A 26,062-nucleotide genomic window follows, 5' to 3' on the forward strand; every position below is an offset into this window, starting at 1 on the left:
ACCACCACCCCTGGAGGACGGCGCTCCGCGCCGACAGAGATGACTGCCAAGAACCTGCTCGACCCGGGCTTCGAGCTGACGCTGCGCCCGATGCGCTACCCCGACTTCTACGAGCGCTACCGGGACGCCATCAAGAACACCTGGACCGTCGAGGAGGTCGACCTCCACTCGGACGTCGCCGACCTGGCCAGGCTGACGCCGGCCGAGCAGCACCTGATCGGCCGCCTGGTGGCCTTCTTCGCGACGGGCGACTCGATCGTCGCGAACAACCTGGTGCTGACGCTGTACAAGCACATCAACTCCCCGGAGGCGCGCCTGTACCTGTCGCGCCAGCTCTTCGAGGAGGCCGTGCACGTCCAGTTCTATCTGACGCTGCTCGACACCTACCTGCCCGACCCGGACGACCGCGCCGCCGCCTTCGCGGCCGTGGAGAACATCCCGTCCATCCGCGAGAAGGCCGGTTTCTGCTTCAAGTGGATCAACGAGGTCGAGAAGCTGGACCGTCTGGAGTCCAAGGCGGACCGCCGGCGCTTCCTGCTCAACCTCATCTGCTTCGCCGCGTGCATCGAGGGCCTGTTCTTCTACGGCGCCTTCGCGTACGTCTACTGGTTCCGCAGCCGGGGTCTGCTGCACGGTCTCGCCACCGGCACCAACTGGGTGTTCCGCGACGAGACGATGCACATGTCCTTCGCCTTCGACGTGGTCGACACCGTCCGCAAGGAGGAGCCGGAGCTCTTCGACGACGAGCTGCAGCAGCAGGTCACGGACATGCTGCGGGAGGCCGTCGAGGCCGAGCTGCAGTTCGCGCGCGACCTGTGCGGTGACGGCCTGCCGGGCATGAACACCGACTCGATGCGGCAGTACCTCGAGTGCGTCGCCGACCAGCGCCTCGCCCGCCTCGGCTTCGCCCCGGTGTACGGCTCCGAGAACCCCTTCTCCTTCATGGAGCTGCAGGGCGTCCAGGAGCTGACCAACTTCTTCGAGCGGCGCCCGTCGGCGTACCAGGTGGCCGTCGAGGGCACGGTCGACCTGGACGAGGACTTCTGAGTCCGGTCGCTCTCGGTCGGCCATCGATCCGGCGCGCGTTCCGGGGCTCGCAAGCCGCCTGAGCGCGCGCCGGTCGTCGGCGGCTGTCGTTCACCACTCGTCGCTCACCACACGTCGCTCACCACTCGTGGCTCACCACTGCACGGGCTGCAGCAGCAGCCGGTGGGGCCGGAGCGTGATGCCCACACGGGTGGCGTCGTTCGACCCGCTGACCTGCTCGAGGCGGTACTTCGCCGAGATCGCCGCGGTGATCAGGCTCAGCTGGGACATGGAGAAGTGGTCGCTGGGGCACTTGCGGTTGCCCACGCTGAACGGGCTCATCGCGTACTTGGGCACCTCCTTCACCCGCTCGGGCAGCCAGCGGTCGGGGTCGAAGTCGAGGTGGTGGTCGTAGGAACCGCCGTCGCGCTGGATGGCGTACGGGCTGTACACGATGTCCGCCCCCGCCGGAATGCGATAGCCGCCGAGCGCGGTGTCGGTCACCGCGCGCCGCGTCAATATCCATACGGCGGGCCGCAGCCGCATGGCCTCGACGACGACATTGTTGGTGTGCCTGAGCTCGCGGACGTCCGCGAATGCAACGGGGCGGCCGCCGGTCACGGATTCGACCTCGGCGCGCACCTTCTCGGCGTGTTCCGGATGTTCCGCGAGCACCTGGAGCAGCCACATGATCGTGGAGGCGACTGTTTCGCTGCCGGGGGTGAGTATCGCGACCACCTGGTCGTGGATCTCCTGTTCCCCGATGGGGTCGCCATTGTCGTCCTTCGCCTCCAGCAATGCCGTCAGCAAATCGTCCGGCTTTTGACCAGATGCCCTCCGCTCGGCGACGATCTCGTCGACCAGCAGATGCAAATCGGCCAGCGCCCGGTTGAATTCACGGTTGGCGGGGAACGGCAGCCGGTACAGCGGTCCGAGCGGGACGACCATCCTGCGGTACATACCGCGGAAGACGGTGGCGAGATCGATGCTCAGCCGCTCCGCGCGCTCGTCCATGTAGTCGCCGCGCAGCAGACAGCGGGCGGCGATGCGCACGGCGACCCGGAACGACTCCGAGGTGCAGTCGATGGTCTCGCCCACCCGCCAGCGCCCGGTCAGCGCATGCGCCTCCTCCTCCATGATCGAGCCGTACGCGGGGATCGCGTCGAGCCGGAAGGCGGGCTGGATGGTGCGCCGCTGGCGGCGGTGCCGGGGGCCGTTTGCGGTGGCCACGCCCTCCTTGCCGAGCAGGCCTTCGAGGGACTCCCAGAGCGGGCCGTCGATCTTGTAGTCGGGGCTGAGCGCCAGTGCGCCGGTGAGCGCCGGTGCGGTGACGGCGTACACCGTCTTGGGGCCGAGCTTCAGACGCACGACGTCGCCGTGCTCGCGCAGCCCGGACATGAAGGCGAGCGGGTCGCGGACCAGTTTCAGGCCGTGGCCGAGGACCGGGAGGGCGCCGCCGGCGAGGGGCGGTTCGCGCAGTCCGGTGCTTTCGGGGACCACGGGCTTCACAGACTCGACGGTCATTCGTCACCTGCCGCTTCGTTGTTGACGTACGGGGGCGTGGACCGGTCGTCCCAGCTGTCGACCATGTACCGGCCGGACTCGTGGTGGAACCAGTAGACGGAGCTGAACCAGTTCCGCATATAGCCGACGCAGGCGTGCACGGCGGCGCTCAATTCCTTTCCGCGGACCGTGCCGTCGGCGAGTTCACCGGCGAACCGCAGGGCGTCCTGCTCGGCTTCGAGGAATTCCGATATGCATTTCTCGACGCGCCGCCTCACTTCCTCCACCGCTTCTTCGAGCGTCAGACCCTCATGAGCGACGAGACTGATTCCGAGATTGTGCACCTCGTCGCCCGCTATTTCCTTCGGCAGTGAGCAGAGGTCGTTGTACCAGGCGGCGAATTCCTGGCTCAGCAGGGCCGCACGGCGATATGCCGGATGTTTTCGCACGAAGTCCGGGAGTTCACATCCGGCGCTCGGTTCCAGCAGATCCGTCCATATCCAGTGGGCGAAGGTGAGCCGCCGCAGGGCGAGGTATTCCTCGACCTTCGGGACGTACCCGGCACTCCGGTTGCGGAACTCGCGGTCGTAGGCCTCGATCACGTCGTGGAAGTGCCGGGCGAACCGCAGGTTCCAGGTGCGCGGCAGGAACGAGTACAGCCGCAGCACACTGTCCGCGAAACCCGCAACCAGGGGGTCCGGGTGGTGCAGATGGTGCCGGGGTGCGTCGAGGGCCGCGTGCAGCCGGTGCCGCAGCCGGCGCCAGTCGGCCACCCGGCCGTGCACCCGGTCACGGTCCTGCCGGTCGTCCCAGACGAAGAACCAGGCGCTGTAGTCCGCGATGGCCTGCAGGACCTCTTCGGGGGCGCCGGTGTAGTACCCCGCCATCAGGTCGGTGTAGCAAAGACCGTCGGCATATTCCCGCACCTTGTCCGCCGGCATCAGCCGTTTTTCCAGGAGCCACTGCCGGGTCTTCTCCTGAAGCTTCGGCCAATACGGGTGCTGTTGTCGGGGAATCAAGTCCTCGATCACCGGGAGGGCGAGAGACGGCGGTACTGCGACCGCTGTCGACGATGTGGTGCCGTGTGAGAAAGCGTGCACGAACAGTCCCCTCTCAGTCGCCAGGAGCGCACACCCCTCCGTTCCGTGCCGGGCGTGCGCCGTTGCGTATCCCCGCCCTTCCCATTCAGCACCACAACTGACCATTATGGGAACGGATTTGCTTCACTCACCACCCCATGGTGCGGGAACTTTGTGGCGAACAAACGAACGACGCCCGGTCGGGAAGGATCCCGAACGGGCGTCGTAACGTGCGTCGTTGCTGCTCTCGTACGGTGTCCGTACGGTCGGACCGGACGTCTCAGTCGTTGGCGACGACGGGGTAGCGTGGCTCGTTCTCGGCCATCTGCCGCAGCGCGTCCTTGCGGTCGCGCTTGGACAGACGGTCGATGTACAGGTACCCGTACAGGTGGTCGGTCTCGTGCTGCAAACAGCGAGCGAAGTAGCCGGTGCCGCGGACCTTGATCGGGTTGCCCTTCTCGTCCTGGCCGGTCACCTCGGCGTAGTCGGGACGCGCGAGCGACGCGTACGCGGTCGGTACGGACAGGCAGCCCTCGTTGCTGTCGTCGAGCCGGCGCTTGTCGGCGGGCAGGTCGACCAGCTTCGGGTTGCACACCACACCGACGTGCCGGACGCCCTCGTCGTCCATGCAATCGTAGACGAAGACCTTCAGGTCGACACCGATCTGATTGGCGGCCAGGCCCACGCCCTCGGCGGTGCGCTGGCTGGCGAACATGTCCGCGACCAGCTGGTCCAGCTCCGCACCGAACTCGGTGACGTCCTGGCACTCCTTGTGCAGGACCGGGTTGCCGACGACCGTGATCGGCCGCGAGGTGCCGCGCTCACGCCAGGCGTTCTCGCGCTCCTCGCAGTCCTCCGTGTCGACGACATAGCCCTCGTCGTCGACGGGGAGCACGCCCGCGTGCTGCTGATCGGTGTCCTGCTGCGCCATGACCGACGTACGCCTTCCTCAGGAAAACAGGGGTGAAGTTGCTGGTACAGGGTACGTGGGCACGCCCTGAAGGGGCGCGGGACTGTGCCGAAAGGCGGCCCGCCGCGTGGCCACATCGGACCCGCGGCCGGCCGTGGTCTCAGCAGACCTCTTCGAGATCGCGCCAGTCCCTGGAGTCCGGACTGTCCGCGACCCAGCCGTCCAGCAGCCCCCTTACGAGCGAAGCCGGCGCGGCCACCCCGCACTCCCGCTCGGGGACCCAGAGCTGCCCGTCCGTGCGATGCCCCAGCGGCCCGGGATGACCCGGTTCGCTGTGATCATGCGGATCGAGATGGACGCCGTCCCCCTCGTCCGACGGCATCCGCGACTCCGAGCACATCCGGCACAGCAGCCGCACCGACGACGACCAGTCCTCCGCGGCGAACCCCGCGTCGGCGGCCAGCTGCTCCAGCGCGTCCCGGTCCGCCTCGGTGGCCGCCTCCAGCAGCACCACCCAGGTGGGGACCGGCGAGGGCGCCCACAGCTCGATCTCGTCGAAGACCGGGTAGGAGTGCCCGGCGGACGTCGTGCGCTCGCCGTGCGGGACGCCGTCGTGCAGGACGACCTCTCCCCAGCGCCGCCCGGACGAGGGAAGCGGGATGGACAGCACCTCGATCCGGGCCGGGTCCAGTCTGCGGCCCCACACCACCTCGGCCTCGCCCTCCGGGGAGAGCCGTACGGCCGCGCTGCCCAGCTCCATGCCGAGCGGCTCGCCGGAGGCCGTGGCGCCGCCGGGCACCCGCAGCCCGTACGCCTGCCAGGCGCGGCGGGCCAGCGGCCAGTCCTGCAGGGCGGTCGCGGCGATGCCCACGTTCCACCAGTCGGGGGCGCCGGTCTCCCGGTCCAGGAGGGCCACGGCGCGCAGTCCGGCGGCGCGGGCCTGCTCCCAGTCGTGCCGGAACTTGTGCAGCAGTGCGAGGTTGAACCAGGACTCCGCCAGCCAGGGTTCCAGGTCGGCGGCGCGTGTCAGCAGCTCGCCCGCGTCCTCGTACCGGCCGTCGCCGATGAGCGTGAACGCGCGGTCTGTGGCCTGCCGCCAGGAGGCGGAGGGCCGGTGCCGTCCCTTGCCGAAGATCCTCACGATTCCCGCCTGCCAGTTCCAGTTCCGCACGTGGGCTGGCTTGTGCCCCCGAACACCCTCTCCCTCGCATCCAACCACGTACGGCGGGAGGGCCGCTCATTACCCATGGGTTACCCCGCCACGGGCAGCGTCAGACAGTCCCGGGCCAGAACCCGGGCGAGCGCCTCCACGACCTCGGGAGCGTAGTCCCCGGCGGTGGCCAGGCGCAGCTCCTCCAGGGCCCTGAGCGGCCCGTCGGGCCCCGCATCCCGGGCCTTCTCCTCGTAGGCGTTGACGGCCCTGACGATCCGCGCGGCGAGCGGCTGCTCCCGGCAGGGGTCGGCCTGCCGCTCCACGACCACGGCGACGGCCGCGTCCACCCCGGTCTGCCGTACGACGGCCCCGCCGAGCAGGGCGATACGCCGCTGCTCCTCCCGGGGCAGGACGGCGGTGGCGCCGGCGGGGACGGGGTCGACCAGGCTGAGCTGGCCGATGTCGTGCATGAGGGCCGCGTACTCCAGGACGGTCAGCGCGGGTCCGGACAGGCCCAGGTCCCGGCCGACGGCCAGGCTGAGCGCGGCGACCCGGCGGGCGTGTCCCGTCGGGGTGTACCCGGCGATCTCGGTGGCCCGGGCGAGGGAGGCGATGGTCTGCCGGTAGGTGGCGCGCACGGCGGCGTAGCGGCGGACGGAGAGCTGGGCGAGCAGCAGCGGCAGGCAGAACACCGGCAGCGCCCACAGTCCGACCACGGCGACCGCGAGCGCCATCACCGCGCCGGTCGCGCAGACGGCTGATCCGATGCCGAGCAGTCCGCGCAGTTCCTCGCGCAGGAGCGGACCGAAGGGCCAGTGGGTGCGGGAGTGGGCGAGGGCCGCGGCGAGGACGGCGTCGCACAGGGCGGTGAGGACGAGCAGGGTGATGAGCAGCAACGCGTAGGCGGCGCCGTTCCAGGACTCGAACACGCCCTCGTTGTAGAGGGGCTGGAAGCAGACGGCGGCGAATCCGACGGTCAGGACGCGGCGGGCGAGGTGGTCGAGGGTCGGGGTGCGTCCGCACCAGATGTGCGGGACGCCGCCGAGCAGGGAGGCGGCGAGGACGATGGTGACGACCTGCGGCGCGTCCTGCAGGGTCGGATGTCCCGCGTCGGCACCGAGCAGGGCGTACGACAGCGATCCGGCGGTGCCCAGCGGCGCGGCCTGCCGTACCTGGGCTCCGCTCCACCGGGTCAGCTCGCCGACGGCTATGAGCACCCCGAAGGCGAGTGCGACGCGCCGGTCCGCCAAGCCGGTCCACAGGGTGACGGCGAGGCAGACGGCGGCGGTGAGGGCGGCGCAGGCGTGGATGAGCCGGAGGGCGGTCACCGCGACGCCCCGCTGGGACTGCCGGCGACCGGTTGCCGCTCCGGTATCCGCTCTGCCGTCTCGTCGGCCGTGACGGCCGGATGCCAGCCGTGGCGGTCGAGGGCCCGGGCGAGCGCCGTGACCATGCGCGGGTCGAACTGGGTTCCCGCGCACCGCTCCAGCTCGGTGACGGCCACCTCGACCGGGCGGGCCCTGCTGTAGCAGCGGGTGGAGGTCATCGCGTCGAAGGCGTCCGCGACGGCCACCACGCGGGCGCACTCGGGGATCTGAGCGCCCACCAGTCCGTAGGGGTAGCCGCTGCCGTCGAGCCGTTCGTGGTGGTGCAGGATCGCGGCGCGGGCCTCGCCGAGGAAGGAGATCCCGCGGACCATCTCATGGCCGTACTCGGGGTGCAGCTCGATGATCCGCCGTTCCTCGGGGGTCAGCGGGCCGTCCTTGCGCAGCAGCCGGGTGGGGACGCCGAGCTTGCCGACGTCGTGCAGGATGCCGGCGAAACGCAGCACCTCGACGCGTTCGTCGTCCATGCCGAGCTCGCGGGCGATCATCACCGAGGCCTGGCCGACCCGTTCGCTGTGGCCGCGGGTGTAACCGTCCTTGAGGTCGACGGCCTGCACCAGGGCGCGGATGGTCGCCTGGTGGGCGGCACGTTCCCGGTGGTACTGGGCGAAGACCCAGCAGGAGACGCACATCGGCAGCAGCACGAGCAGTGCGGCGACGGGCCCGTACCGGCTGCGCCACAGCACGGCCATCATCAGCCCGGCGAGTCCGTGCACGGCGACCGGCGCGAGGGAGCGGGACAGCAGCCCGCGCCAGGCCCGGCGCAGGGGCACCCCGCCCCACTGCCGCAACGGCGTGGGCGGTACCCCCACGCCCGCCGCGAGGAGGCCGCCGTCGAGCGCGGCCAGCACCAGGCAGAAGGCGAGGACGGCCGCCCCGGCGGGCCCGAGCGCATGGGGGAAGTCGCAGGCCACGACGGTGTCCCGGCCGCCGAGCGCCCCGTGCACCCGGGCCGCGCCCCACACGGCGAGGGAAGGCTGCGCGGCCCGCCACATGCGGCGCAGCCCCACGGGCCGCTCCTCCACACGGGCGAGCAGGGCGGCCGGCACCGGCACCAGGGCGGCGGCGGCCGGGGGCAGCAGGAACGCCCCGGCGAGCAGAACGGGGTAGAAGGTACCGCCCAGGCGGCGCCGTGCGGCGTGCTCGCAGGCCGCGTACAGGGCGGTGAGCAGGGCGAGCACCCACCAGGGCGTGCGGGTGACCGGCAGGGGAAGAACACAGACCACGGCCAGCAGGGCGACGCAGACCACATAGGCCCGTGCCCTCGCTGGAACCGCCTCCATGACGCCCCTCCCCCGACCGTGCCTGTCCGGGCTCGGAGCCTAGGGCGGGAATCGGGGGGTCCGGGGGCTCATGACCCGAGGATTAGCACATTCGGGTGATGGCCGGTCCTCAGCTCTCCTGAGGCGTGACGGTCACGTCGTGCTCGGGGACGGTCTGCCCGGAGCGGATCAGGTCGATCCGCCCCATGACCTTGGCGCGCAGGTCGGCCGGCACGTCGTCGTGGCCGCAGCAGCGCTTGACCAGCTTCTTCACGGCCTGCTCCAGGCCGTACTTCTCCAGGCACGGAGAGCATTCCTCGAAGTGGTGCTGGAACTTGTCGCGATCGACGTCCGGCATCTCGCTGTCGAGGAACTCGTACAGGTGGTCGAGGACCTCACTGCAGTCCGTCTCGTGCGGATCTCCGCAGCTCATGAGCCCGAACCTTTCGCTTCGTTCGACTCTCCGGCGCCCGCCGGGACCAGCCCGCGGTCACGGGCGTAGTCCTCGAGCATGCCGCGCAGTTGACGGCGGCCGCGGTGCAGCCGGGACATCACCGTACCGATGGGTGTCCCCATGATGTCCGCGATCTCCTTGTACGCAAAGCCCTCGACATCCGCGAGATAGACGGCGATGCGGAACTCCTCGGGGATCGCCTGCAGCGCTTCCTTCACGTCCGAGTCGGGCAGGTGATCGAGCGCCTGCGACTCGGCGGAGCGCAGACCCGTCGACATGTGCGACTCGGCACGGGCGAGCTGCCAGTCCTCGATCTCCTCGGCCGCACTGCGCTGAGGCTCGCGCTGCTTCTTGCGGTACGAGTTGATGAAGGTGTTCGTGAGGATCCGGTACAGCCACGCCTTGAGGTTGGTGCCCTCGCGGAACTGGTGGAAGGACGCGTACGCCTTGGCGTACGTCTCCTGCACCAGATCCTCGGCGTCCGCCGGGTTGCGCGTCATGCGCAGCGCGGCCGAGTACATCTGGTCGAGGAATTCGAGCGCGTCCCGCTCGAAGCGCGCACTGCGCTCGGCGGTCGTCTCCGCGCTGTCGCCCCGGCCCTCGGGCAGCTCCGCCTGGCCGTTGTCGGTCCCTGCGTCGGTCCCAGTGACCGGACCCACCTCCTCAAGATCCCGGGCAGGACCGAAACCGATCCCACTCGTTTCGGAGGATAGAACACGACCCGTGCCTGCCGCCGCTCGAATAGGAGCGGCCTTGGCCGCGTGCAGCACCGTCCAGTCCAGGTCAGTGCGGCTGCTGCGGCTCGGATCGGACTCTGCCGGGCGAAGCCCGTCCACGGGGTGGTGGGCGACGGGCGGGCAGATGGTCGAACCCATGCGGCGGACTTCCTCTCCACGACGTCGGTGCCGGTGCTTCAGCACTCCTGTCCGCCACAACAGCACTCCACCGTGCGGCATTCCCGGGGGTCAGCCGAGTGACGCGGCCCACTCCACGACACCGCCGGTGACGATCTCCAGCGCCCGCTCCTGGGTGATCTCGGCGCGCTTCGGCACGGCGAAACCGTGATCGCCGTACGGCACCTCGACCAGCCCGAAGGACCCCTCGGGAAACTCGTCCGGCCTGCCGAAGGGATCGTTTCCGCCCTGGACGACGAGCGTGGGCACCCCGGCGCCGAGCAGCTCGTCGGCACGGGAGCGCTCCGGCCTGCCCGGCGGGTGCAGCGGGAAGCTCAGCGCGAGCACGGCGTGCGCGCCCAGCTCCGTCGCGGTGCGGCAGGCGACCCGGGCGCCCGCGCTGCGGCCGCCGGAGATCACCGGCAGCGCCATCCCGGCCAGCGCGGGCCAGATGCCACGCCAGCCGGTGTCCAGGGTCTTCGGAGCGGGCGCGACCTTCCTGCCCGCGACCCGCCAGGGCTGCTCGACGAGGGCCACGGTCACGCCGTGTCCCGGGAGCACCTGGGCGAGCGCCCGCAGGTCCCGCGCCTCGATGCCGCCGCCGGCCCCGTGGCTCACGGCCAGCACCAGCCGCGCCTTCTTCGCCCGGTGCCAGGTGATGCGGGCGGTCCCGGCGTCGGTCTCGACAATCTCGATCACACCAGAAGGCTAGAAGAGGGTGCTCACTTCCGGCGCCTCCAGCTCCTTCAGCAGCTCCGGGCCGTTGTTGCGGACGTTGCTGACGGCCGTGGCGACCGGGTAGGCGCGCATCAGGCCGGCCGGCGGCGGGGCGAGCAGCTCGCGGACGTCGTCCGGGTCGGTGCGGGCGGGGTCCAGCCAGGCGTCCCAGCGGTCCGGGGTGAGCATCAGCGGCATCCGGGGGTGGATCTCGGCGAGGGTGTGCGGGCCCTCGGCGGGGGCGACGGCCAGCGGGGTGTGCTCCGCCTCCGTGGTGATCACCGAGCAGGTGACCCACCAGGCCTGCGGGTGGTCGTCGGGCAGGGTCCGGTCCCGCCAGAACTCGTACAGCCCGGCCATCGCGAACACCGAGCCGTCGGCGGGCAGCACGAAGTACGGCTGCTTGCGGGGCCGCTTCTTCTTCCCCTCGACCTCCAGCTCCCGCTCGTCCTTGCCGGTGACCCACTCGTAGTAGCCGTCGGCGGGCAGGATGCAGCGCCGGGTGGCGAAGGCGCGGCGGTAGGCCGGCTTCTCGTGCACGGTCTCCGCGCGCGCGTTGATCATCCGGGCGCCGCCCTCGGGCGTCTTGGCCCAGGAGGGCACGAGTCCCCACTTGAGCCTGCGCAGCTGCCGAACCGGCCGGGGCTCGGACGCGTCTTTGAGAGGACGGTCCAGGACCGCGTAGACCTCCTTGGTCGGAGCCACGTTGTAGTCCGGCTCCAGGGTCTCCTCGGGCTCCCACTTCTCGATCTCGAAGACTCCTGCGAGATCCTCGGGCCTACGACTGGATGCATACCGTCCGCACATACGTGCCACACTGCCAGGCCCGCCCGTCACCCGGCCACCACCCCTCAACGACGGCGCTTCGCGCCGACCCCTACTGACTCGACCACAGGGAGCCACTCGGACACATGGACAGCCTCGCCGCCACCGCGCTGCCCGACCTCTGGGACCGGCTCACCGGCGCCCAGCCCGACCCCGATCTGTGGGTGGTGCTCGCCACCCTCGTCGCCGCCCTCGCCGCCGTCGTCCCGCACTCCCTGTGGCGGCTCTCGCGCAATGCCGTCACCATCGCGCACGAGGGCGGCCACGGACTGGTGGCCCTGCTCACGGGCCGGCAGCTCACGGGCATACGCCTGCACTCCGACACCAGCGGCCTCACGGTCAGCCGCGGCAAGCCGTACGGCCTCGGCATGATCCTCACGGCGGCCGCGGGCTACACGGCCCCCTCGCTGCTGGGCCTCGGCGGCGCCGCGCTCCTGGCCGCGGGCCACATCACACTGCTGCTGTGGGCGGCGACCGCGCTGCTCGTGGTGATGCTGGTGATGATCCGCAACGCGTACGGGGTCCTGACCGTGGTCCTCACCGGGGGCGCCTTCCTGCTGGTGTCCTGGCTGGCGGGACCGCAGGTGCAGGCGGCGTTCGCGTACGCGGTGGTGTGGTTCCTGCTCTTCGGGGGCGTACGACCGCCCTTCGAGCTGCAGGCCAAGCGGGCGCGGGGAGGCGCGGGGGACTCGGACGCGGACCAGCTGTCGCGGCTGACGCACGTACCGGCGGGGCTGTGGCTGTTCCTGTTCCACGCGGTGTCGCTGTGTTCGCTCATCGGTGGGGGCCGCTGGCTGCTGGAAGGTTGACGCCGGGCCCTCCTTATAAAGTGGCCCCATGGCCCCGAACACCGCCCACCCCGCCCTCTGGCCCGCCCCGCACGCGAGCGGAGCCGTCGACGCGACGGTCCACGTGCCCGGGTCCAAGTCGGTCACCAACCGCGCCCTCGTGCTCGCCGCCCTGGCCTCCGAGCCCGGCTGGCTGCGCCGCCCGCTGCGCTCCCGCGACACGCTGCTGATGGCCGGTGCCCTGCGGGCCATGGGCGTGGAGATCGAGGAGACCGTGTCGTCCAGCTCCTCCGTCGCGGGGGGCCCGGACGGCTCCGGTGAGGCCTGGCGGGTGCTGCCCACGGGCCTGCGCGGTCCGGCCACCGTCGACGTCGGCAACGCCGGCACGGTGATGCGCTTCCTGCCGCCGGTGGCCGCGCTGGCCGACGGTCCCATCCGGTTCGACGGGGACCCGCGGTCGTACGAGCGCCCGCTGAACGGTGTGATCGACGCGCTGCGCGTGCTCGGCGCCCGGATCGACGACGACGGCCGGGGCGCGCTGCCGCTGACCGTGCACGGCAGCGGGGCGCTGGACGGCGGCCCGGTGTCGATCGACGCCTCCTCGTCCTCCCAGTTCGTCTCGGCGCTGCTGCTGTCCGGCCCGCGTTTCAACCAGGGTGTCGAGGTCCGCCACACCGGCACGTCCCTGCCCTCCATGCCGCACATCCGGATGACCGTGGACATGCTGCGCGCGGTCGGCGCCCAGGTGGACACCCCGGAGTCGGGCGGCGAGCCGAACGTGTGGCGGGTGACGCCGGGCGCTCTGCTCGGCCGGGACCTGACGATCGAGCCGGACCTGTCGAACGCCCAGCCGTTCCTGGCGGCGGCCCTGGTCACCGGCGGCAAGGTGCTGATCCCGGACTGGCCGGCCCGCACCACCCAGCCGGGTGACCGGCTGCGGGAGATCTTCACCGAGATGGGCGGTTCCTGCGAGCTGACCGAGTACGGGCTGGAGTTCACCGGCTCGGGCGCCGTCCACGGCATCGACGTCGATCTGGGCGACGTGGGCGAGCTGACCCCGGGCATCGCGGCGGTCGCGGCCCTCGCGGACTCGCCCTCCACACTCCGTGGCGTGGCCCACCTGCGGCTGCACGAGACGGACCGGCTGGCCGCGCTCACCAAGGAGATCAACGAACTCGGCGGCGACGTCACCGAGACGGCCGACGGCCTGCACATCCGCCCGCGCCCGCTGCACGGCGGCACCTTCCACACCTACGAGGACCACCGCATGGCAACGGCCGGTGCGATCATCGGCCTGGCGGTCGAGGGCGTGCAGATCGAGAACGTGGCGACGACGGCGAAGACCCTGCCGGACTTCCCCGACATGTGGGCCGGAATGCTCGGGAACTGACGGGCGGACTGGAACCATGCGCCGCTACGGCAAGCACACCGACGAGGACGACATCCGCAGCCGCCCCAACCGCAAGGGCAACCGGCCGCGCACGAACATCCGGCCCAAGCACGAGGACGCGGCCGAGGGCATGGTCCTCACCGTCGACCGGGGCCGGCTGACCTGCCTGGTCGAAGACCGCCCGGTCATGGCCATGAAGGCCCGCGAACTGGGCCGCAAGGCGGCCGTGGTGGGCGACCGGGTGGCCCTGGTCGGCGACCTGTCCGGCAAGAAGGACACGCTCGCGCGGATCGTGCGCATCGAGGAGCGCAGCTCGCTGCTGCGTCGTACGGCCGATGACGACGACCCCTTCGAGCGGGTGGTCGTCGCCAACGCGGACCAGCTGGCCATCGTCACGGCCCTGGCGGACCCGGAGCCCCGCCCCCGGCTGATCGACCGCTGTCTGGTCGCGGCCTACGACGGCGGTCTGGAACCGCTGCTGGTGATGACCAAGTCGGACCTGGCCCCGCCGGACAAGCTGCTGGAACTGTACGGCGCCCTCGACATCCCCTACATCGTCACCAGCCGCGAGGAGCTGGAGAACGGCGGTGCCGCGGACCAGGTGCGCGAGCACCTGAACGGCAAGATCACCGCCTTCGTGGGCCACTCGGGCGTCGGTAAGACGACCCTGGTCAACGCGCTGGTCCCGGAGGACCGCCGCCGTACGACGGGGCACGTCAACGCGGTGACCGGCCGCGGCCGGCACACCACCACCTCGGCGCTGGCACTGCCGCTGAACAGCGCGGACGGCTGGGTCATCGACACCCCGGGCGTGCGTTCCTTCGGTCTCGCGCACATCAACCCGTACCGGGTGATCCACGCCTTCCCGGACCTGGTACCGGGCACCGAGGGCTGCCCGCGCGCGTGCAGCCACGACGAACCGGACTGCGCGCTGGACGCGTGGGTCGAGGAGGGTCACGCGGACCCGGCGCGGCTGTTCTCCCTGCGCCGGCTGCTGGCGACGCGGGAGCGTCGGGAAGGCGACTGAGCATCGCACTTGTTTGCCGGGGTCCCTGGACGGTAAGTGCATAATCGCACCCAGCCGGACGGCCGGACCTACGGGAGGACAGCACATGGCGTGGCTGCTGGTCATCGTGGCCGGGATTCTGGAGACCGGCTTCGCCGTGTGCCTCAAGCTCTCCCACGGCTTCACCCGCCTGTGGCCGACGGTCGCCTTCGCCTCCTTCGCGCTGGGCAGCTTCGGTCTGCTGACCCTCTCCCTGAAGAAGCTCGACGTCGGTCCCGCGTACGCGGTGTGGACCGGGATCGGCGCGGCGGGCACCGCGATCTACGGCATGGTCTTCCTCGGCGACCTGGTGTCGACCCTGAAGATCGTCTCGATCTCCCTGGTGATCGTCGGCGTGATCGGGCTGCAGCTGTCGGGGTCGGCGCACTAGGTGCTTCGGGTCCCGGCCCGTCGGCCGGCCCGGCCCTGGGCCTGCCGGCCCGACCCGCCACCCGGACTCGGGGGCTTTGCGCCCTGACCCGTCCGGCAGACCTCTAGCCGACGCGCTGCCGCACCAGGGCGCTGCGCACCAGCTCGGCCACTCCCCCCTCACCCGGCGGGGCCGCGACACACGACAGGGCGACCCGTACGGCCAGCTCGCAGGAGCGGACCAGCTCGGCGGTGTCCGTGGTGGCCACGCCCGGACCGGCCAGCACCGTCACCGCCCGGTCCCGCACGATCTGCACGAAGTCGCGGGGGGAGGGCAGCGGGCCGTCGGCGCGGCGCTGCGCGGGTACGGCGGAGGAGGACGGCACGGCGGACAGGGTCGGTGTGGGCAGACGCTCGCTCCAGCAGCCGGTGAGCATGGCCCGTACCAGCGCGTTGTCCCGGGCGGCCGTCGCCATCCACTCGGCGGTGGCGGTCAGCCGGTCCCGCGGGTCGGTGTGCGCGGCCAGGGCCCGTTCCACGCCGGCGAGATACCCGTCGGCCTCCCGTCGCACCAGGGCCCTGGCCAGCCCCTCCTTGCTCCCGAACTCGTTGTACAGCGTCTGCCGGGACACCCCGGCCGCCGCTGCCACGTCGACCATCCGCACCGCGGACCACGGCCGACGCCCGAGCGCCGTGCAGGCGGCGTCCAGTAGCGATTCCCGGGCTGCAGGCATCATCGCCTCCCTGGGGCGAGCAACTCTGCGCCCAGATTTGACGCGCGTACATGCACTGTCAAGGGTTCGCGGTGGTGCGGAGGGGCGCCCTCCGCCACCGATGCACCGAAGGAACCGGCCCGGCTCCCGTCCCCCGGGCCCCCTATGGCCCCGTACCCCCTCGCCGGATACCGTTCCTCACATGCCGGACTACCTCGACGACCTCCGCCTCGCCCACGTCCTCGCGGACGCGGCCGACGCCGCCACCATGGACCGCTTCAAGGCCCTCGATCTTAAGGTGGAGACGAAGCCGGACATGACCCCGGTGAGCGAAGCGGACAAGGCGGCGGAAGAGCTCATCCGCGGCCAGCTCCAGCGCGCCCGCCCCCGGGACGCGGTCCTCGGCGAGGAGTACGGCGTCGAGGGCACCGGCCCCCGCCGCTGGGTGATCGACCCGATCGACGGCACCAAGAACTACGTCCGCGGCGTCCCCGTCTGGGCCACCCTCATCTCCCTGACGGAAGCGGGCGAGGGCGGCTACCACCCCGTCGTCGGCGTCGTCTCCGCCCCCGCCCTCGGCCGCCGCTGGTGGGCCGCGAAGGGGCACGGCGCCTTCACCGGCCGCAGCCTGTCCGCCGCGACCCGCATCCACGTCTCCCGCGTCGGCAAGCTCCCGGACGCCTCCTTCGCGTACTCCTCGCTCTCCGGCTGGGAGGAGCAGGGCCGCCTGAACGGCTTCCTCGACCTCACCCGCGAGGTGTGGCGCACGCGCGCGTACGGCGACTTCTGGCCCTACATGATGGTGGCCGAGGGCTCGGTCGACATCTGCGCCGAACCGGAGCTGTCCCTGTGGGACATGGCTGCCAACGCGATCATCGTCACCGAGGCCGGCGGCACCTTCACCGGCCTCGACGGCCGCCCGGGCCCGCACAGCGGCAACGCGGCCGCGTCCAACGGACTGCTGCACGACGAGTTGCTGGGGTATCTGAACGGGCGCTACTGACGCCGGAGCGTGGACGGGATCTCCGGCCCACCACCCGGTGTGCCGCAGGTGGGCCGAGATCCTGGCGTTCGCCGCATCTGCTGGCGGTGGTGGTCAGTGCCAGTTGGTGTCGTGGGTGAGTCGCTTGTGGTGGATGTCGTACTGGTCGACTGCGGTGATGGTCCGTCCGTCGCGGATGGCCGCGGCCCAGGCACGGTAGGTGGTGCCGGGGACGGTGACGGTGGCGGCTTTGACCTGGGTGCCGTCGGAGAGCGAGACCACGCCGTAGGCGACGTCGGCTTCGGGGTTGGAGACCATGAGCCGGCTGCCGCTGAGACCCTTGTCGTGCAGACCCCACAACCCCAGTTCGCCCGAGGCATGAGGGTCCTGCGTGCCGGTGACGGGCTGGCAGTCGGCCCACCGGCCGCCCTGGTGGTCGATACGGACGCCGCCGATGTACATGCGCTGGCACAACAGCGACGTACCAGGGGCCGTGGATCCATCGGGAAGCGTCGGCAGGGTGTAGCCCTTGGGCAGCGTCCGGTGGAACTCCAGCGCCACCGACCAACGGTGCCCGTCCGTCGTCCCCTCGGCCACCCGGACACCGACCGGGCCGGGAGCCGGGGTGAAGGAGGAGCTCGCGGGGGGTGAGGGCCGGCGCGCAGGGGCGACGGCATCAGACGGTGGCTTCAGGAACGCAACCGTCAGGCCGAGGCCGAGCACGCACGCGGCACTTGCCACGGCAGCCGCCGCACGGCGGCGTTTCCTGCGGGCGCGCGCGGCGGTCAGGATCTGGTCGACGGGAGCCTGGGACGAGGGGTAGGCCTCGCGTGACCGGGCGAAGGCGGCGCGTGCCCAGTCTTCTTGGCCGTGGTCTGGAGTCATCGTGCCTCTGCAGGGCGGCTGGGCGGGTAGTTGCAGGCGAGGGTCGACCGGCTGCGCAGTTTGGCCAGGGCCCGGGACGCCTGGCTCTTCACGGTGCCGACCGAACAGCCGAGGACGTCTGCCACTTCCTCGACGGACAGATCCTCGCAGTAGCGCAGCACCACGACAGCCCGCTGGCGCTCGGGCAGGTCGGCGAGCTCGCGAGCCAGGGCGTCGTACACGTCCACGCCTCCGACACCGGCCCCGTCGTCGTGGACGGTGCCGGTGTCGGGCAGTGTCGGGAGAAGGAGGTGGGTGATCCTGCGGCGGCGATGCCGGCTGCGGTTGGTGTTGACCAGTGCGCGGCGAACGTAGTGTTCGGCGCGCTCCGGCTCCAGTCGCCGCCAGTGCGGGTACACCTTGGCCAGCGTCGTCTGCACCAGGTCTTCCGCTTCGTGGAAGTCGCCCGTGAGCAGGTACGCGGTGTGGGTCAGGGCTCGCCAACGGGCGGCGACGAACCGGGTGAACTCCGAATCCGGTCCGCGGTCCGCGGCCTTGCGGTCACTTGGCTGCACAGCAGGAGGTGCCCGTCCTTCGCCTGGCTGGTCAGCGCCAGTTGGTGTCGTGGGTGAGTCGCTTGTGGTGGATGTCGTACTGGTCGACTGCGGTGATGGTCCGTCCGTCGCGGATGGCCGCGGCCCAGGCACGGTAGGTGGTGCCGGGGACGGTGACGGTGGCGGCTTTGACCTGGGTGCCGTCGGAGAGCGAGACCACGCCGTAGGCGACGTCGGCTTCGGGGTTGGAGACCATGAGCCGGCTGCCGCTGAGACCCTTGTCGTGCAGACCCCACAACCCCAGTTCGCCCGAGGCATGAGGGTCCTGCGTGCCGGTGACGGGCTGGCAGTCGGCCCACCGGCCGCCCTGGTGGTCGATACGGACGCCGCCGATGTACATGCGCTGGCACAACAGCGACGTACCAGGGGCCGTGGATCCATCGGGAAGCGTCGGCAGGGTGTAGCCCTTGGGCAGCGTCCGGTGGAACTCCAGCGCCACCGACCAACGGTGCCCGTCCACCCGGCCCCTGCCGATCACCTGCGTGACCACCTGCGGCACCTGCCGGTGAGCGGAAGCAGACCGCTCGGCGACGGCGGAGGCAGGTGCGGACGCCGGATGGGCGGCCGGGCTCGGCGCCGCCTCGCTCGCGGAGGCGCCGAACGAGACCCCTCCGAGCGCGGCGACCGCGACGGCCGCCATGGCTGCCTTCCTGGCAAAACTGAGAGCCACGGAGCATTTCTCCTTCAAAGCTGCCGCCCGACGCCATGCCGGGCGGTCGTCGACGGCCGGCGCGCTGGGCCCGCGTGCCGACCTGCAGCGACCACCAGGGGGTGGCCGCGGCTTGGACGTCCGCCCGTAGGTACTCCCAAACACTCACGGCAGGTTGCACGCCCGCGCGAGATGAGGTCGACCGAAGACCGACGACGACAGGCATCGACAGCAACTACGCAGCTCACCGGCGGAGTGCAGAGCCACGCCGCACCCCACTGGAAGCAAAGTTCAATACCAGCGCTACTGAGGAAGGAGAGAAGCCCGCGCACGCCCTCAACTGGCCGCGCGCGCCCTCTTGTTGACCCGTCCTTTACCTGGCATCCTGAGGCCACCCCCACTTGTGAACTTGTGAATCCCTGAACCAACGGCCGGAGCCGCGGACTCGGGGATTCCCGTAGGAGGTGGCCCATCCATGCTCGTCCGTGACGCCATGAGCACCATGGTCCTCACCCTCGGCCCCAACCACACCCTCCGCCAGGCTGCCGCCCTGATGTCCGCCCGTCGCGTCGGCGCCGCTGTGATCCTCGATCCCGATGCCGGCGGCATCGGGATCATCACCGAGCGCGACATCCTCAACTCCGTGGGCCTCGGCCAGAGCCCGGACGCGGAGCTCATCCACGCCCACACCACCACCGACGTCGTCTTCGCGACCCCGACCTGGACCCTTGAGGAGGCGGCCCGCGCCATGGCGCACGGCGGCTTCCGGCATCTGGTCGTCCTCGACCGCGGCGAGCCCGCCGGCATCGTCTCGGTCCGCGACATCATCCGCTGCTGGGCGCCGGCGCGGCAGCAGGTACCCGCATGAGATCCCAACATTGGACTTAGTCCAAGTCCGTCAACATTCCAAAGTCACACCTATTCGGAACCTGGTCTCGATTCCGTTACACTGTCCGCATGAGCGACCTTCTGGAACGGCTGCGCGGACGCGGATGGCGGATGACCGCACAGCGGCGCGTCGTGGCCGAGGTTCTCGACGGCGAGCATGTCCATCTGACGGCCGACGAGGTCCACGCGCGGGCCGTCGTGAAGCTGCCGGAGATCTCCCGGGCGACCGTCTACAACACGCTGGGTGAGCTGGTCTCCCTCGGTGAGGTGCTCGAGGTCTCCACGGACAAGCGCGCCAAGCGGTACGACCCGAACGCGCACCGGCCGCACCACCACCTGGTCTGCGCCCAGTGCGGCGCGATCCGTGACGTGCACCCCACGGGGAACCCGCTCGCCGACCTCCCCGACACGGAGCGCTTCGGCTTCACGGTGTCGGACGTCGAGGTGACGTACCGGGGACTGTGCCCGACCTGCGCCGGCACGTGACACGAGGCACATGACACGAGGGGGGCGCAAGCCCCCCTTTTTTACATGCTGATGCGCAGGCGCCCATGAACGCACCTAGGGCCGGAATCCATTCCTGGATTCCGGCCCTAGGCCTTCAGTAGCGGGGACAGGATTTGAACCTGCGACCTCTGGGTTATGAGCCCAGCGAGCTACCGAGCTGCTCCACCCCGCGTCGGTGAACACGACACTACGTGAGGGCAGCCCGCTGAAGCAAATCCATTAGGGGCGAGTGGCCGGGGTCACGCGGAAAGCTCCTCCCGCAGCGCGTCCCGCAGCCGTCCCGCCCGCTCCGCGACCTCCGCGGGCCCGAGCGCCACCGCCCGGTCGGCCCACTTCTGCCCCTCGGCCAGCTCCCCGCGACGCGCGTAGACGAGGGCCAGCCGGAGAGCCGCCCGCCCGTGCCCCGCGTCAGCGGCCCGCGTCCACCACACGGCCGCCTCCGGCTCGCTGCCCTCCCGGGCCAGCAGCAGCCCCAGGTTGAACGCCCCGTTGCGCGATCCGGCCTCCGCCGCCGCCCGGTACCACCGCGCAGCCTCGACGACGTCACCCCGGGCCGCCGCGAGCATGCCCACCCGCACCTGCGCGCGCCGGTGCCCCTGGGAGGCCGCCCGCTCGTACCACTCCTCGCACTCGGTCTTCTCGTGCACGATCTCGCCCAGCTCGTGCGCGGGCTCCGGCGGCCGCCGCGCGTCCAGCACTGTGGCCAGCCGGTACGCCGCCTCGGCGCTGCCGCCGCCGGCCGCGCACCGCAGATGCCGCTCGGCCTCCGGCTCGTCGCCCTCGCGCAGCCGTGCGATCCCGACCTGAAGCGCCGCCTCGGTGTGCCCGGCGGCGGCCGCCCGCTCGTACCAGCGCAGAGCGAACCGATCCTCGCCCCGCCCGGCGTGCAGGATCCCCAGGTTGAACGCGGCGTCCACGCTCCCGGCCTCGGCCGCCTTGGAGAACCAGGGCTCCGCACCGCTCGTGTCGCCGCCCTGGAGCAGCAGGATGGCCAGCGCGTTCGCCGCCTCCCGGTGCCCGGCGTAGGCGGCCCGCCGGTACCACTGCTCGGCCTGCGCGGTCCGCCCCTGCTCGGCGCAGAGCAGCCCGAGGTTGTACGCCCCGTTGTCGTCGCCGGCGTCCAGCGCCGCCCTGTACCACCGCTCGGCGGTCTGTGTCTCGCCGCGCTCGGCGTGCAGCGCGCCCAGCGCGTTGGCCGCGTTGCCGTCGCCGTCCTGCGCGGCCCTGAGCCACCACACGGCCGCGCTCTCGGTGTCCCCGGCGTCCCGCAGCAGGAACCCGAGCGCGCAGGCGGCACGCGCTTCCCCGTCCTTGGCGGAGGTCAGGTACCAGCGCCCGGCCTCCTTCAGCTCCCCGCGCTTCTCCAGGATCGCGCCGAGGTGCAGCGCGGCCCGCCGGTGGCCGCGCGCGGCGGCCTGCCGGTACCACTGCTCGATCTCCTCGACAGCGTTGTCGGTCCCGCTCTCGTCCTCCTGCGCGACCCTGCGGTCGAGCGCGCGTGCGAGCCGGTAGGCGGCCTCGCGGTGCCCGCGTTCGGCGGCGGCGCGCATCCACTGTTCGGAGCCGGCGTCCGCGCGGTGCTCCAGCAGGTCGGCGAGCGCGTACGCGCCCAGCGCATGGCCCTGCTCGGCGGACTGGCGCAGCCAGTACTCGGCGGCGGGCTCGTCCCCGCGCTCGCGGTGGTGCCGGCCCAGCGCGTGCGCGGCGGCGGCCGAACCGGCGACGGCGGCGATCCGCCACCAGCCGGCGGCCTCCTCGGGGTAGCCGCGCTGGTGCAGGAGGACACCCAGGTTGTTGGCCGCGGCCCGGTCCCCGGCCGCGGTGGCGGCACGCAGCTGGGGCTCCGCTCCGTCGAGATCACCGCGGCGCAGCAGGATGGCACCGAGGACGCTCATCGCCTCGGTGTCGCCGGTCTCGGCGGCGAGCCGGAGGCGTACCTCCTCGGCGGCGTCCCCCATGTCGCCCATCTCGTCCCGCGTCGGCTCCTCACTCGAAGGCTGCACAAATCGCCCTGTCTCGAACAGAGTTGCCTTGTCCCCCATAACGTCCATCGTCGCACCACCTGCAACCTGGGTACACCCGGTATACCGCAGCCCGTGAGGTCACTTCAGCGTTTTGTCGACATGCCCACAGAGAGATAAGTCAAACACAAGTCGTCCAACTCCCCACGGCGGCGCGGCGGTCATTCCACGCCTGTACATGAGTTCGCACACCACGAAGGCCCGGATCCCTTAGGATCCGGGCCTTCGACTTCAGTAGCGGGGACAGGATTTGAACCTGCGACCTCTGGGTTATGAGCCCAGCGAGCTACCGAGCTGCTCCACCCCGCGCCGTTGCCTGGTAACAGTACCACGGCGCAGAGTGGCCTTGATCAACTCGCGTTCTTGTCCGCTGTCTTGTCGGTCGCCTTGTCCGCTGTCCTGTCAGCCGTCTTGTCGGTCGTCCTGCCGGCCTTGGACTGTGCGTCCTCGGCCCGCTTCAGCGCATCCTGCAGATCCTTCTGGGCCTTGGCGTACGCGTCCCAGTCCGGCCCCTCCTTGAGGGCCTGCTGCCCGGCGGCGAAGGCCTTCTGCGCGTCTTCCAGCGCCTGCTGCACCGTCGGGTTGGTGGTGCCGGGCGGATTGGTGGTGCCGGTATCGGGCGGTGTGGTCGACCCGTTCACTCCGAACACCTTGTTGAGCGCCTCGTCCAGCGTGTCCTCGAAGGCGGTCTTGCCCTCGTAAGTCACCAACACCTTGCGCAGCAAGGGGTACTTGAGTTCACCACCGCGTACGTAGACGGGCTCCGCGTACAGCAGGCCCCCGTCGAGCGGCACGGTCAGCAGGTTGCCGTACTCGACCTTCGAGTGGCCTCTGGACAGGAGGCTGATCGTCTCGGCGATGTCCGCCTGGGAGTTGAACTGGCTCTGGACCTGCTTGGGTCCGTCGACGGTCGTGCTCGTCGGCAGTTTCAGGACTCTGATCTTGCCGTAGTCGCTGGCCCGCGGATCGGAGTCGACGGACATGAACGCGCTGAGGTTGTCCCGCCCGTTCGGCGTGAACGTCGTCGTCAGCGAGAACGCCTGCGCCGCCTGGTCCGGCATCTTCATGCTCAGGTAGTACGGCGGCACCGCGCTGCCGGAGTCGTTGGTCGGGTCGTCCGGGACCTCCCACACCTCGCTGCCGCTGAGGAAGGTCTGCGCGTCCGTCACGTGGTAGCGGGTGAGCAGCTCGCGCTGGACCTTGAACAGGTCCTGCGGGTAGCGGAGATGGGCCATCAGGTCCGCGGAGATGTCCGCGCGGGGCTTCACCGTGCCGGGGAAGGCCTTCATCCAGGTCTTCAGCACCGGGTCCTTGGTGTCCCACTGGTAGAGCTTGACCTCGCCGGTGTACGCGTCGACGGTCGCCTTCACCGAGTTGCGGATGTAGTTGACCTGGTTCTGCTGGGCCACCACCGCGCGGGAGTTGTTGTTCGCGGTCAGCGAGTCGGCCGTCGTGTCACCGAGGGTCGTACGGGAGGCGTACGGGTATCCGTTCGTGGTCGTGTACGCGTCCACGATCCACTGGATGCGGTGGTTCACCACGGCCGGGTAGGCGTCGCCGTCGATGGTCAGCCAGGGGGCGACCGCCTCGACGCGGTCCTTGGGTGTGCGGTTGTACAGGATCCGCGAGCCCTTGCCGATCGCGCCGGAGTAGAGGATCTGCGGCTCGTTGAACGCCACCGCGTACGCGGCCCGGTTGATCGGGTCGTCGAGGTTGACGCCGCTCTTGCCGGTGTAGCTGGTGGTCTTCTCGCCCTGGTCGTCGGAGTAGTCGATCTCCTTCTGGGGACCGCCGACGATCGAGTACGTGGTGGTCTTCTCGCCGTAGTAGATCCGCTGCTCGTACGTGCCCAGGTCCCCCTGGGACGGCAGGTTCTTCTCGGTGAAGACCGGGCGGCCCTCGGGGTCGGCCTCGGTGCCCTTGGCTGCGACCACGCCGAAGCCGTGCGTGTAGCGGAAGTGGTCGTTGATCCAGTTGTTCTTCGGGATGCCGTCCAGGTTCAGCTCGCGCAGACCGATGACGGTGTCCTGGTCCTTGCCGTCCTTGGCGTACCGGTCGACGTCGAGGTTGGTCGGGAACCCGTAGTAGTTCCGGATCTGCTGCAGCTGCTGGAACGTCGGCGAGACGACGTTCGGGTCCATGATGCGGATGCTGGCCGTGTCGTCGACCTGGTCGCGCAGCTTGGTCTTGTCCGCGGTGCCGGACTTGCCCGGGTACTCGGTGACCTTGGCGTCGTCGATGCCGTACGCCTCACGGGTCGCCTTGAGGTTCTTCTGGACGTACGGGGCTTCCTTGGCCTGCTCGTTGGGCTGGACCTGGAACTTCTGCACGATGGCCGGGTACAGGCCGCCGATCAGGATCGCGGAGAGCACCATCAGGCCGAAGCCGATGACGGGCAGCTGCCAGGTGCGCCGCCACAGGGTGGCGAAGAACAGCAGTGCGCAGATGACCGCGATGCAGAACAGGATCGTCTTGGCCGGCAGATAGGCGTTGGCGTCGACGTAACGCAGGCCGGTCCAGTTGCCGGTCGTCTTGAAGTCGCTGGACTTGACGGCGAGGCCGTACCGGTCGAGCCAGTAGGCGACCGCCTTCAGCGCGACGAAGATGCCGAGGAGCACCGACAGATGCCCGGTCGCGGCGGCGGTGGCGCGCGCGCCCGGGCTGGTGACGCGCAGCCCGCCGTACAGGTAGTGGGTGAGCGCGGCGGCGATCAGGCAGAGGATCGCGGTGGCGAATCCGAAGCCGAGCAGGAACCGGTACCAGGGCAGATCGAAGGCGTAGAAGGAGACGTCGAGGTGGAACTGCGGGTCCTTCTGGTGGAAGGGCACGCCGTTGACCCACATCAGCCAGGTGCGCCACTGGCTGGACGCCGAGGCGCCCGCGATCAGGCCGACGAGGGAGGTGACGGCGAGCAGCATCCACGTCTTGTACGGCGCGATGCCCATCCGGTAGCGGTCCAGGCTCTGCTGTTCCATGGACATGGCACTCAGCGGGGGCCGCAGCCGGTGCGCGAGCCAGATGTTGAAGCCCACGGCGAGAGCCATCAGCAGACCGAAGACGAAGAACAGCCCGATCTTGGTCGACAGCGTAGTGGTGAACACGGACGAGTAGTGCACCGACCGGTACCACAGCCAGTCCGTCCAGAAGCCCGCGAACATGGTGAACGCCATGCCGAGGACGGACAGGACGCCCAGTGTCATGAGCAGGGTCCGGGCGCGCCGGGACGGGCGGCCCGCTCTGATCCGCGGTCCCGTCGGGCCTCCGCCGCGGTCCGGCATCTGGAAAGCCAAGGTGCGCACCTCGAAGTTCGCTGTCGATCCGTCAGGCCCTCGTGTTCGCGGGCCCTCCGTGGCCCCCCGTGATCGCGGGCCCACACCTATGCAACTTACTCACGGTTTACTCGGTTCCCGATTCCGGCCGGTAACGAGGCAGGATTGTGACCATGTCCAACACTCCCATGGCAGCGAGCCCGCTCACCCGGGCCGTACTCGAGATCGACGAGTACGCCTCCGGCCTCGGCTGGGACCAGCCCGCTCGCCTTTTCGCCCTCGTAGACACCGCACGGCTGCGGGCTCAGGAACCCTCGCTCGCCGCCCAGCTCGGCCTGCAGGACGAGTCCGAGACGACCGGTCTCACCCCGATCGAGCAGGACGAGGTCCCGACGGACAAGCCGCTCGACGAGTTCCTCGGCACCATCGCCTGGCCGGACGCGGTGGTCGGCTGCGCGCTGACGGTGGAGCGCCTGATGCTGCCGCCGTCGGCCGAGGCGCAGGTCCCCCAGGGCCTGAGCGAGGCCAAGCTGGCCCAGTGGGTGGCGGACCACCCCGAGCGCCAGGAGGTCCGCATGACGGTCGCGGTGCTGCGCGACGGCAGCCGCGACTCGGCGCTGCGGCTGCGCGAGAAGGACTCCGCCACGGAGGTCCTGACGGGCCCGGACCTGGTGCCCGGCCTGGCCGAGGCCCTGTCGACCACCTTCGCGGACTGACGTCCTCTTCTCGCACTCTTCTCGCAGATCCTGTACGGCG

General features: G+C 70.6%; 25 protein-coding genes and 2 tRNA genes. 9 read left to right on the forward strand and 18 right to left on the reverse strand.

Going from position 1 to position 26,062, the window contains the following annotated elements; translation table 11 throughout:
* Positions 1-39 precede the first annotated feature (39 nt).
* Entirely contained in the window at positions 40-1,047 is a 1,008-nt protein-coding gene (locus FB157_RS26355; RefSeq protein ID WP_145883123.1) for a ribonucleotide-diphosphate reductase subunit beta, read from the forward strand.
* A gap of 132 nt (positions 1,048-1,179) precedes the next feature.
* Here FB157_RS26355 and FB157_RS26360 read toward each other — a convergent pair whose 3' ends face one another.
* From FB157_RS26360 to FB157_RS26405, 10 genes are all read right to left on the reverse strand, one after another.
* Entirely contained in the window at positions 1,180-2,550 is a 1,371-nt protein-coding gene (locus FB157_RS26360; RefSeq protein ID WP_145883124.1) for a cytochrome P450, read from the reverse strand.
* Positions 2,547-3,629: an epi-isozizaene synthase gene (gene cyc1 / locus FB157_RS26365; protein WP_145883125.1), complete on the reverse strand. Its 1,083-nt coding sequence runs from the start codon at positions 3,627-3,629 to the stop codon at positions 2,547-2,549. Before cyc1 ends, FB157_RS26360 begins: the two co-directional genes overlap by 4 nt.
* A 259-nt stretch (positions 3,630-3,888) precedes the next feature.
* The gene (gene def / locus FB157_RS26370) at positions 3,889-4,539 is read right to left on the reverse strand and encodes a peptide deformylase (RefSeq protein WP_145883126.1); all 651 of its coding nucleotides are present in this window, start codon (positions 4,537-4,539) and stop codon (positions 3,889-3,891) included.
* Between the two features lie 139 nt (positions 4,540-4,678).
* Positions 4,679-5,659, reverse strand: a complete 981-nt coding sequence (locus FB157_RS26375) for a hypothetical protein (RefSeq protein WP_145883208.1) — start codon at positions 5,657-5,659, stop codon at positions 4,679-4,681.
* A 110-nt stretch (positions 5,660-5,769) separates the two neighbouring features.
* Entirely contained in the window at positions 5,770-6,999 is a 1,230-nt protein-coding gene (locus FB157_RS26380; RefSeq protein ID WP_145883127.1) for an HD-GYP domain-containing protein, read from the reverse strand.
* Positions 6,996-8,339, reverse strand: a complete 1,344-nt coding sequence (locus FB157_RS26385; RefSeq protein WP_145883128.1) for an HD-GYP domain-containing protein — start codon at positions 8,337-8,339, stop codon at positions 6,996-6,998. The genes FB157_RS26380 and FB157_RS26385 overlap by 4 nt, the downstream gene beginning before the upstream one ends.
* 109 nt (positions 8,340-8,448) lie before the next feature.
* On the reverse strand, positions 8,449-8,751 hold the full coding sequence (gene rsrA, locus FB157_RS26390) for a mycothiol system anti-sigma-R factor (RefSeq protein WP_145883129.1): 303 nt from the start codon (positions 8,749-8,751) through the stop codon (positions 8,449-8,451).
* The gene (gene sigR, locus FB157_RS26395; protein ID WP_145883130.1) at positions 8,748-9,431 is read right to left on the reverse strand and encodes an RNA polymerase sigma factor SigR; all 684 of its coding nucleotides are present in this window, start codon (positions 9,429-9,431) and stop codon (positions 8,748-8,750) included. Before sigR ends, rsrA begins: the two co-directional genes overlap by 4 nt.
* A gap of 306 nt (positions 9,432-9,737) precedes the next feature.
* The gene (locus FB157_RS26400; protein WP_145883131.1) at positions 9,738-10,364 is read right to left on the reverse strand and encodes an alpha/beta family hydrolase; all 627 of its coding nucleotides are present in this window, start codon (positions 10,362-10,364) and stop codon (positions 9,738-9,740) included.
* Between the two features lie 9 nt (positions 10,365-10,373).
* Positions 10,374-11,189: an SOS response-associated peptidase gene (locus FB157_RS26405; protein WP_145883132.1), complete on the reverse strand. Its 816-nt coding sequence runs from the start codon at positions 11,187-11,189 to the stop codon at positions 10,374-10,376.
* Between the two features lie 104 nt (positions 11,190-11,293).
* Here FB157_RS26405 and FB157_RS26410 point away from each other — a divergent pair, with 104 nt between their 5' ends.
* The 4 genes from FB157_RS26410 (at position 11,294) to FB157_RS26425 (ending at position 14,821) form a co-directional block, all read left to right on the forward strand.
* Complete coding sequence (locus FB157_RS26410) at positions 11,294-12,016, forward strand: M50 family metallopeptidase (RefSeq protein WP_145883133.1); 723 nt, start codon at positions 11,294-11,296, stop codon at positions 12,014-12,016.
* Positions 12,017-12,044: 28 nt separating this feature from the next.
* A complete protein-coding gene (aroA, locus tag FB157_RS26415; RefSeq protein ID WP_145883134.1) occupies positions 12,045-13,385 on the forward strand; it encodes a 3-phosphoshikimate 1-carboxyvinyltransferase in 1,341 nt (446 codons plus the stop codon).
* Positions 13,386-13,401: 16 nt separating this feature from the next.
* Positions 13,402-14,412, forward strand: coding sequence for a ribosome small subunit-dependent GTPase A (gene rsgA / locus FB157_RS26420; protein ID WP_145883135.1), 1,011 nt, complete (start codon positions 13,402-13,404; stop codon positions 14,410-14,412).
* Positions 14,413-14,497: 85 nt separating this feature from the next.
* Entirely contained in the window at positions 14,498-14,821 is a 324-nt protein-coding gene (locus tag FB157_RS26425; protein ID WP_055710521.1) for a multidrug efflux SMR transporter, read from the forward strand.
* A 103-nt stretch (positions 14,822-14,924) separates the two neighbouring features.
* On the opposite strand, the gene FB157_RS26430 is transcribed toward FB157_RS26425, so the two are convergent.
* Positions 14,925-15,536: a TetR/AcrR family transcriptional regulator gene (locus FB157_RS26430; protein ID WP_186581684.1), complete on the reverse strand. Its 612-nt coding sequence runs from the start codon at positions 15,534-15,536 to the stop codon at positions 14,925-14,927.
* Positions 15,537-15,714: 178 nt separating this feature from the next.
* Here FB157_RS26430 and hisN point away from each other — a divergent pair, with 178 nt between their 5' ends.
* Positions 15,715-16,515: a histidinol-phosphatase gene (gene hisN / locus FB157_RS26435; protein ID WP_145883136.1), complete on the forward strand. Its 801-nt coding sequence runs from the start codon at positions 15,715-15,717 to the stop codon at positions 16,513-16,515.
* 93 nt (positions 16,516-16,608) lie between these two features.
* On the opposite strand, the gene FB157_RS26440 is transcribed toward hisN, so the two are convergent.
* From FB157_RS26440 to FB157_RS48675, 3 genes are read right to left on the reverse strand one after another with little or no spacing between them, the layout of a single operon-like run.
* Positions 16,609-17,379, reverse strand: coding sequence for a hypothetical protein (locus FB157_RS26440; protein ID WP_145883137.1), 771 nt, complete (start codon positions 17,377-17,379; stop codon positions 16,609-16,611).
* Positions 17,376-17,933 carry a SigE family RNA polymerase sigma factor gene (locus FB157_RS26445; protein ID WP_261386550.1) on the reverse strand — a complete coding sequence of 186 codons (558 nt, stop codon included), beginning with the start codon at positions 17,931-17,933 and terminating at the stop codon, positions 17,376-17,378. Before FB157_RS26445 ends, FB157_RS26440 begins: the two co-directional genes overlap by 4 nt.
* 31 nt (positions 17,934-17,964) lie before the next feature.
* Entirely contained in the window at positions 17,965-18,642 is a 678-nt protein-coding gene (locus tag FB157_RS48675) for a hypothetical protein (protein WP_261386551.1), read from the reverse strand.
* Between the two features lie 454 nt (positions 18,643-19,096).
* On the opposite strand from FB157_RS48675, the gene FB157_RS26450 reads away from it, so the two are divergent.
* Together FB157_RS26450 and FB157_RS26455 are read left to right on the forward strand one after the other, a co-directional pair.
* Positions 19,097-19,489: a cyclic nucleotide-binding/CBS domain-containing protein gene (locus tag FB157_RS26450; RefSeq protein WP_145883139.1), complete on the forward strand. Its 393-nt coding sequence runs from the start codon at positions 19,097-19,099 to the stop codon at positions 19,487-19,489.
* An 89-nt stretch (positions 19,490-19,578) separates the two neighbouring features.
* Positions 19,579-19,995: a Fur family transcriptional regulator gene (locus FB157_RS26455; RefSeq protein ID WP_145883140.1), complete on the forward strand. Its 417-nt coding sequence runs from the start codon at positions 19,579-19,581 to the stop codon at positions 19,993-19,995.
* Between the two features lie 119 nt (positions 19,996-20,114).
* On the opposite strand, the gene FB157_RS26460 is transcribed toward FB157_RS26455, so the two are convergent.
* From FB157_RS26460 to FB157_RS26475, 4 genes are all read right to left on the reverse strand, one after another.
* A tRNA-Met gene (locus FB157_RS26460) sits at positions 20,115-20,188 on the reverse strand.
* Positions 20,189-20,255: 67 nt separating this feature from the next.
* Positions 20,256-22,067 carry a tetratricopeptide repeat protein gene (locus FB157_RS26465; protein WP_186581685.1) on the reverse strand — a complete coding sequence of 604 codons (1,812 nt, stop codon included), beginning with the start codon at positions 22,065-22,067 and terminating at the stop codon, positions 20,256-20,258.
* 205 nt (positions 22,068-22,272) lie between these two features.
* Positions 22,273-22,346, reverse strand: a tRNA-Met gene (locus tag FB157_RS26470).
* A 41-nt stretch (positions 22,347-22,387) separates the two neighbouring features.
* The gene (locus FB157_RS26475; RefSeq protein ID WP_261386559.1) at positions 22,388-25,315 is read right to left on the reverse strand and encodes a UPF0182 family protein; all 2,928 of its coding nucleotides are present in this window, start codon (positions 25,313-25,315) and stop codon (positions 22,388-22,390) included.
* Between the two features lie 164 nt (positions 25,316-25,479).
* Here FB157_RS26475 and FB157_RS26480 point away from each other — a divergent pair, with 164 nt between their 5' ends.
* Positions 25,480-26,022, forward strand: a complete 543-nt coding sequence (locus FB157_RS26480) for a PPA1309 family protein (RefSeq protein ID WP_145883142.1) — start codon at positions 25,480-25,482, stop codon at positions 26,020-26,022.
* Positions 26,023-26,062 lie beyond the last annotated feature (40 nt).

The organism is Streptomyces sp. BK340, assembly GCF_007827595.1.
Lineage (GTDB): Bacteria > Actinomycetota > Actinomycetes > Streptomycetales > Streptomycetaceae > Streptomyces.

What these genes read in the sequence shown, in the direction of transcription:
- FB157_RS26355 (WP_145883123.1), top strand. Translation starts at nt 40, where the DNA reads ATGACTGCCAAGAACCTGCTCGACCCGGGCTTCGAGCTGACGCTGCGC.
- FB157_RS26360 (WP_145883124.1), bottom strand. Translation starts at nt 2,550, where the DNA reads ATGACCGTCGAGTCTGTGAAGCCCGTGGTCCCCGAAAGCACCGGACTG.
- def (WP_145883126.1), bottom strand. Translation starts at nt 4,539, where the DNA reads ATGGCGCAGCAGGACACCGATCAGCAGCACGCGGGCGTGCTCCCCGTC.
- FB157_RS26385 (WP_145883128.1), bottom strand. Translation starts at nt 8,339, where the DNA reads ATGGAGGCGGTTCCAGCGAGGGCACGGGCCTATGTGGTCTGCGTCGCC.
- rsrA (WP_145883129.1), bottom strand. Translation starts at nt 8,751, where the DNA reads ATGAGCTGCGGAGATCCGCACGAGACGGACTGCAGTGAGGTCCTCGAC.
- FB157_RS26405 (WP_145883132.1), bottom strand. Translation starts at nt 11,189, where the DNA reads ATGTGCGGACGGTATGCATCCAGTCGTAGGCCCGAGGATCTCGCAGGA.
- FB157_RS26410 (WP_145883133.1), top strand. Translation starts at nt 11,294, where the DNA reads ATGGACAGCCTCGCCGCCACCGCGCTGCCCGACCTCTGGGACCGGCTC.
- aroA (WP_145883134.1), top strand. Translation starts at nt 12,045, where the DNA reads ATGGCCCCGAACACCGCCCACCCCGCCCTCTGGCCCGCCCCGCACGCG.
- rsgA (WP_145883135.1), top strand. Translation starts at nt 13,402, where the DNA reads ATGCGCCGCTACGGCAAGCACACCGACGAGGACGACATCCGCAGCCGC.
- FB157_RS26425 (WP_055710521.1), top strand. Translation starts at nt 14,498, where the DNA reads ATGGCGTGGCTGCTGGTCATCGTGGCCGGGATTCTGGAGACCGGCTTC.
- FB157_RS26430 (WP_186581684.1), bottom strand. Translation starts at nt 15,536, where the DNA reads ATGATGCCTGCAGCCCGGGAATCGCTACTGGACGCCGCCTGCACGGCG.
- hisN (WP_145883136.1), top strand. Translation starts at nt 15,715, where the DNA reads ATGCCGGACTACCTCGACGACCTCCGCCTCGCCCACGTCCTCGCGGAC.
- FB157_RS26440 (WP_145883137.1), bottom strand. Translation starts at nt 17,379, where the DNA reads ATGACTCCAGACCACGGCCAAGAAGACTGGGCACGCGCCGCCTTCGCC.
- FB157_RS26450 (WP_145883139.1), top strand. Translation starts at nt 19,097, where the DNA reads ATGCTCGTCCGTGACGCCATGAGCACCATGGTCCTCACCCTCGGCCCC.
- FB157_RS26455 (WP_145883140.1), top strand. Translation starts at nt 19,579, where the DNA reads ATGAGCGACCTTCTGGAACGGCTGCGCGGACGCGGATGGCGGATGACC.
- FB157_RS26465 (WP_186581685.1), bottom strand. Translation starts at nt 22,067, where the DNA reads ATGGACGTTATGGGGGACAAGGCAACTCTGTTCGAGACAGGGCGATTT.
- FB157_RS26475 (WP_261386559.1), bottom strand. Translation starts at nt 25,315, where the DNA reads ATGCCGGACCGCGGCGGAGGCCCGACGGGACCGCGGATCAGAGCGGGC.
- FB157_RS26480 (WP_145883142.1), top strand. Translation starts at nt 25,480, where the DNA reads ATGTCCAACACTCCCATGGCAGCGAGCCCGCTCACCCGGGCCGTACTC.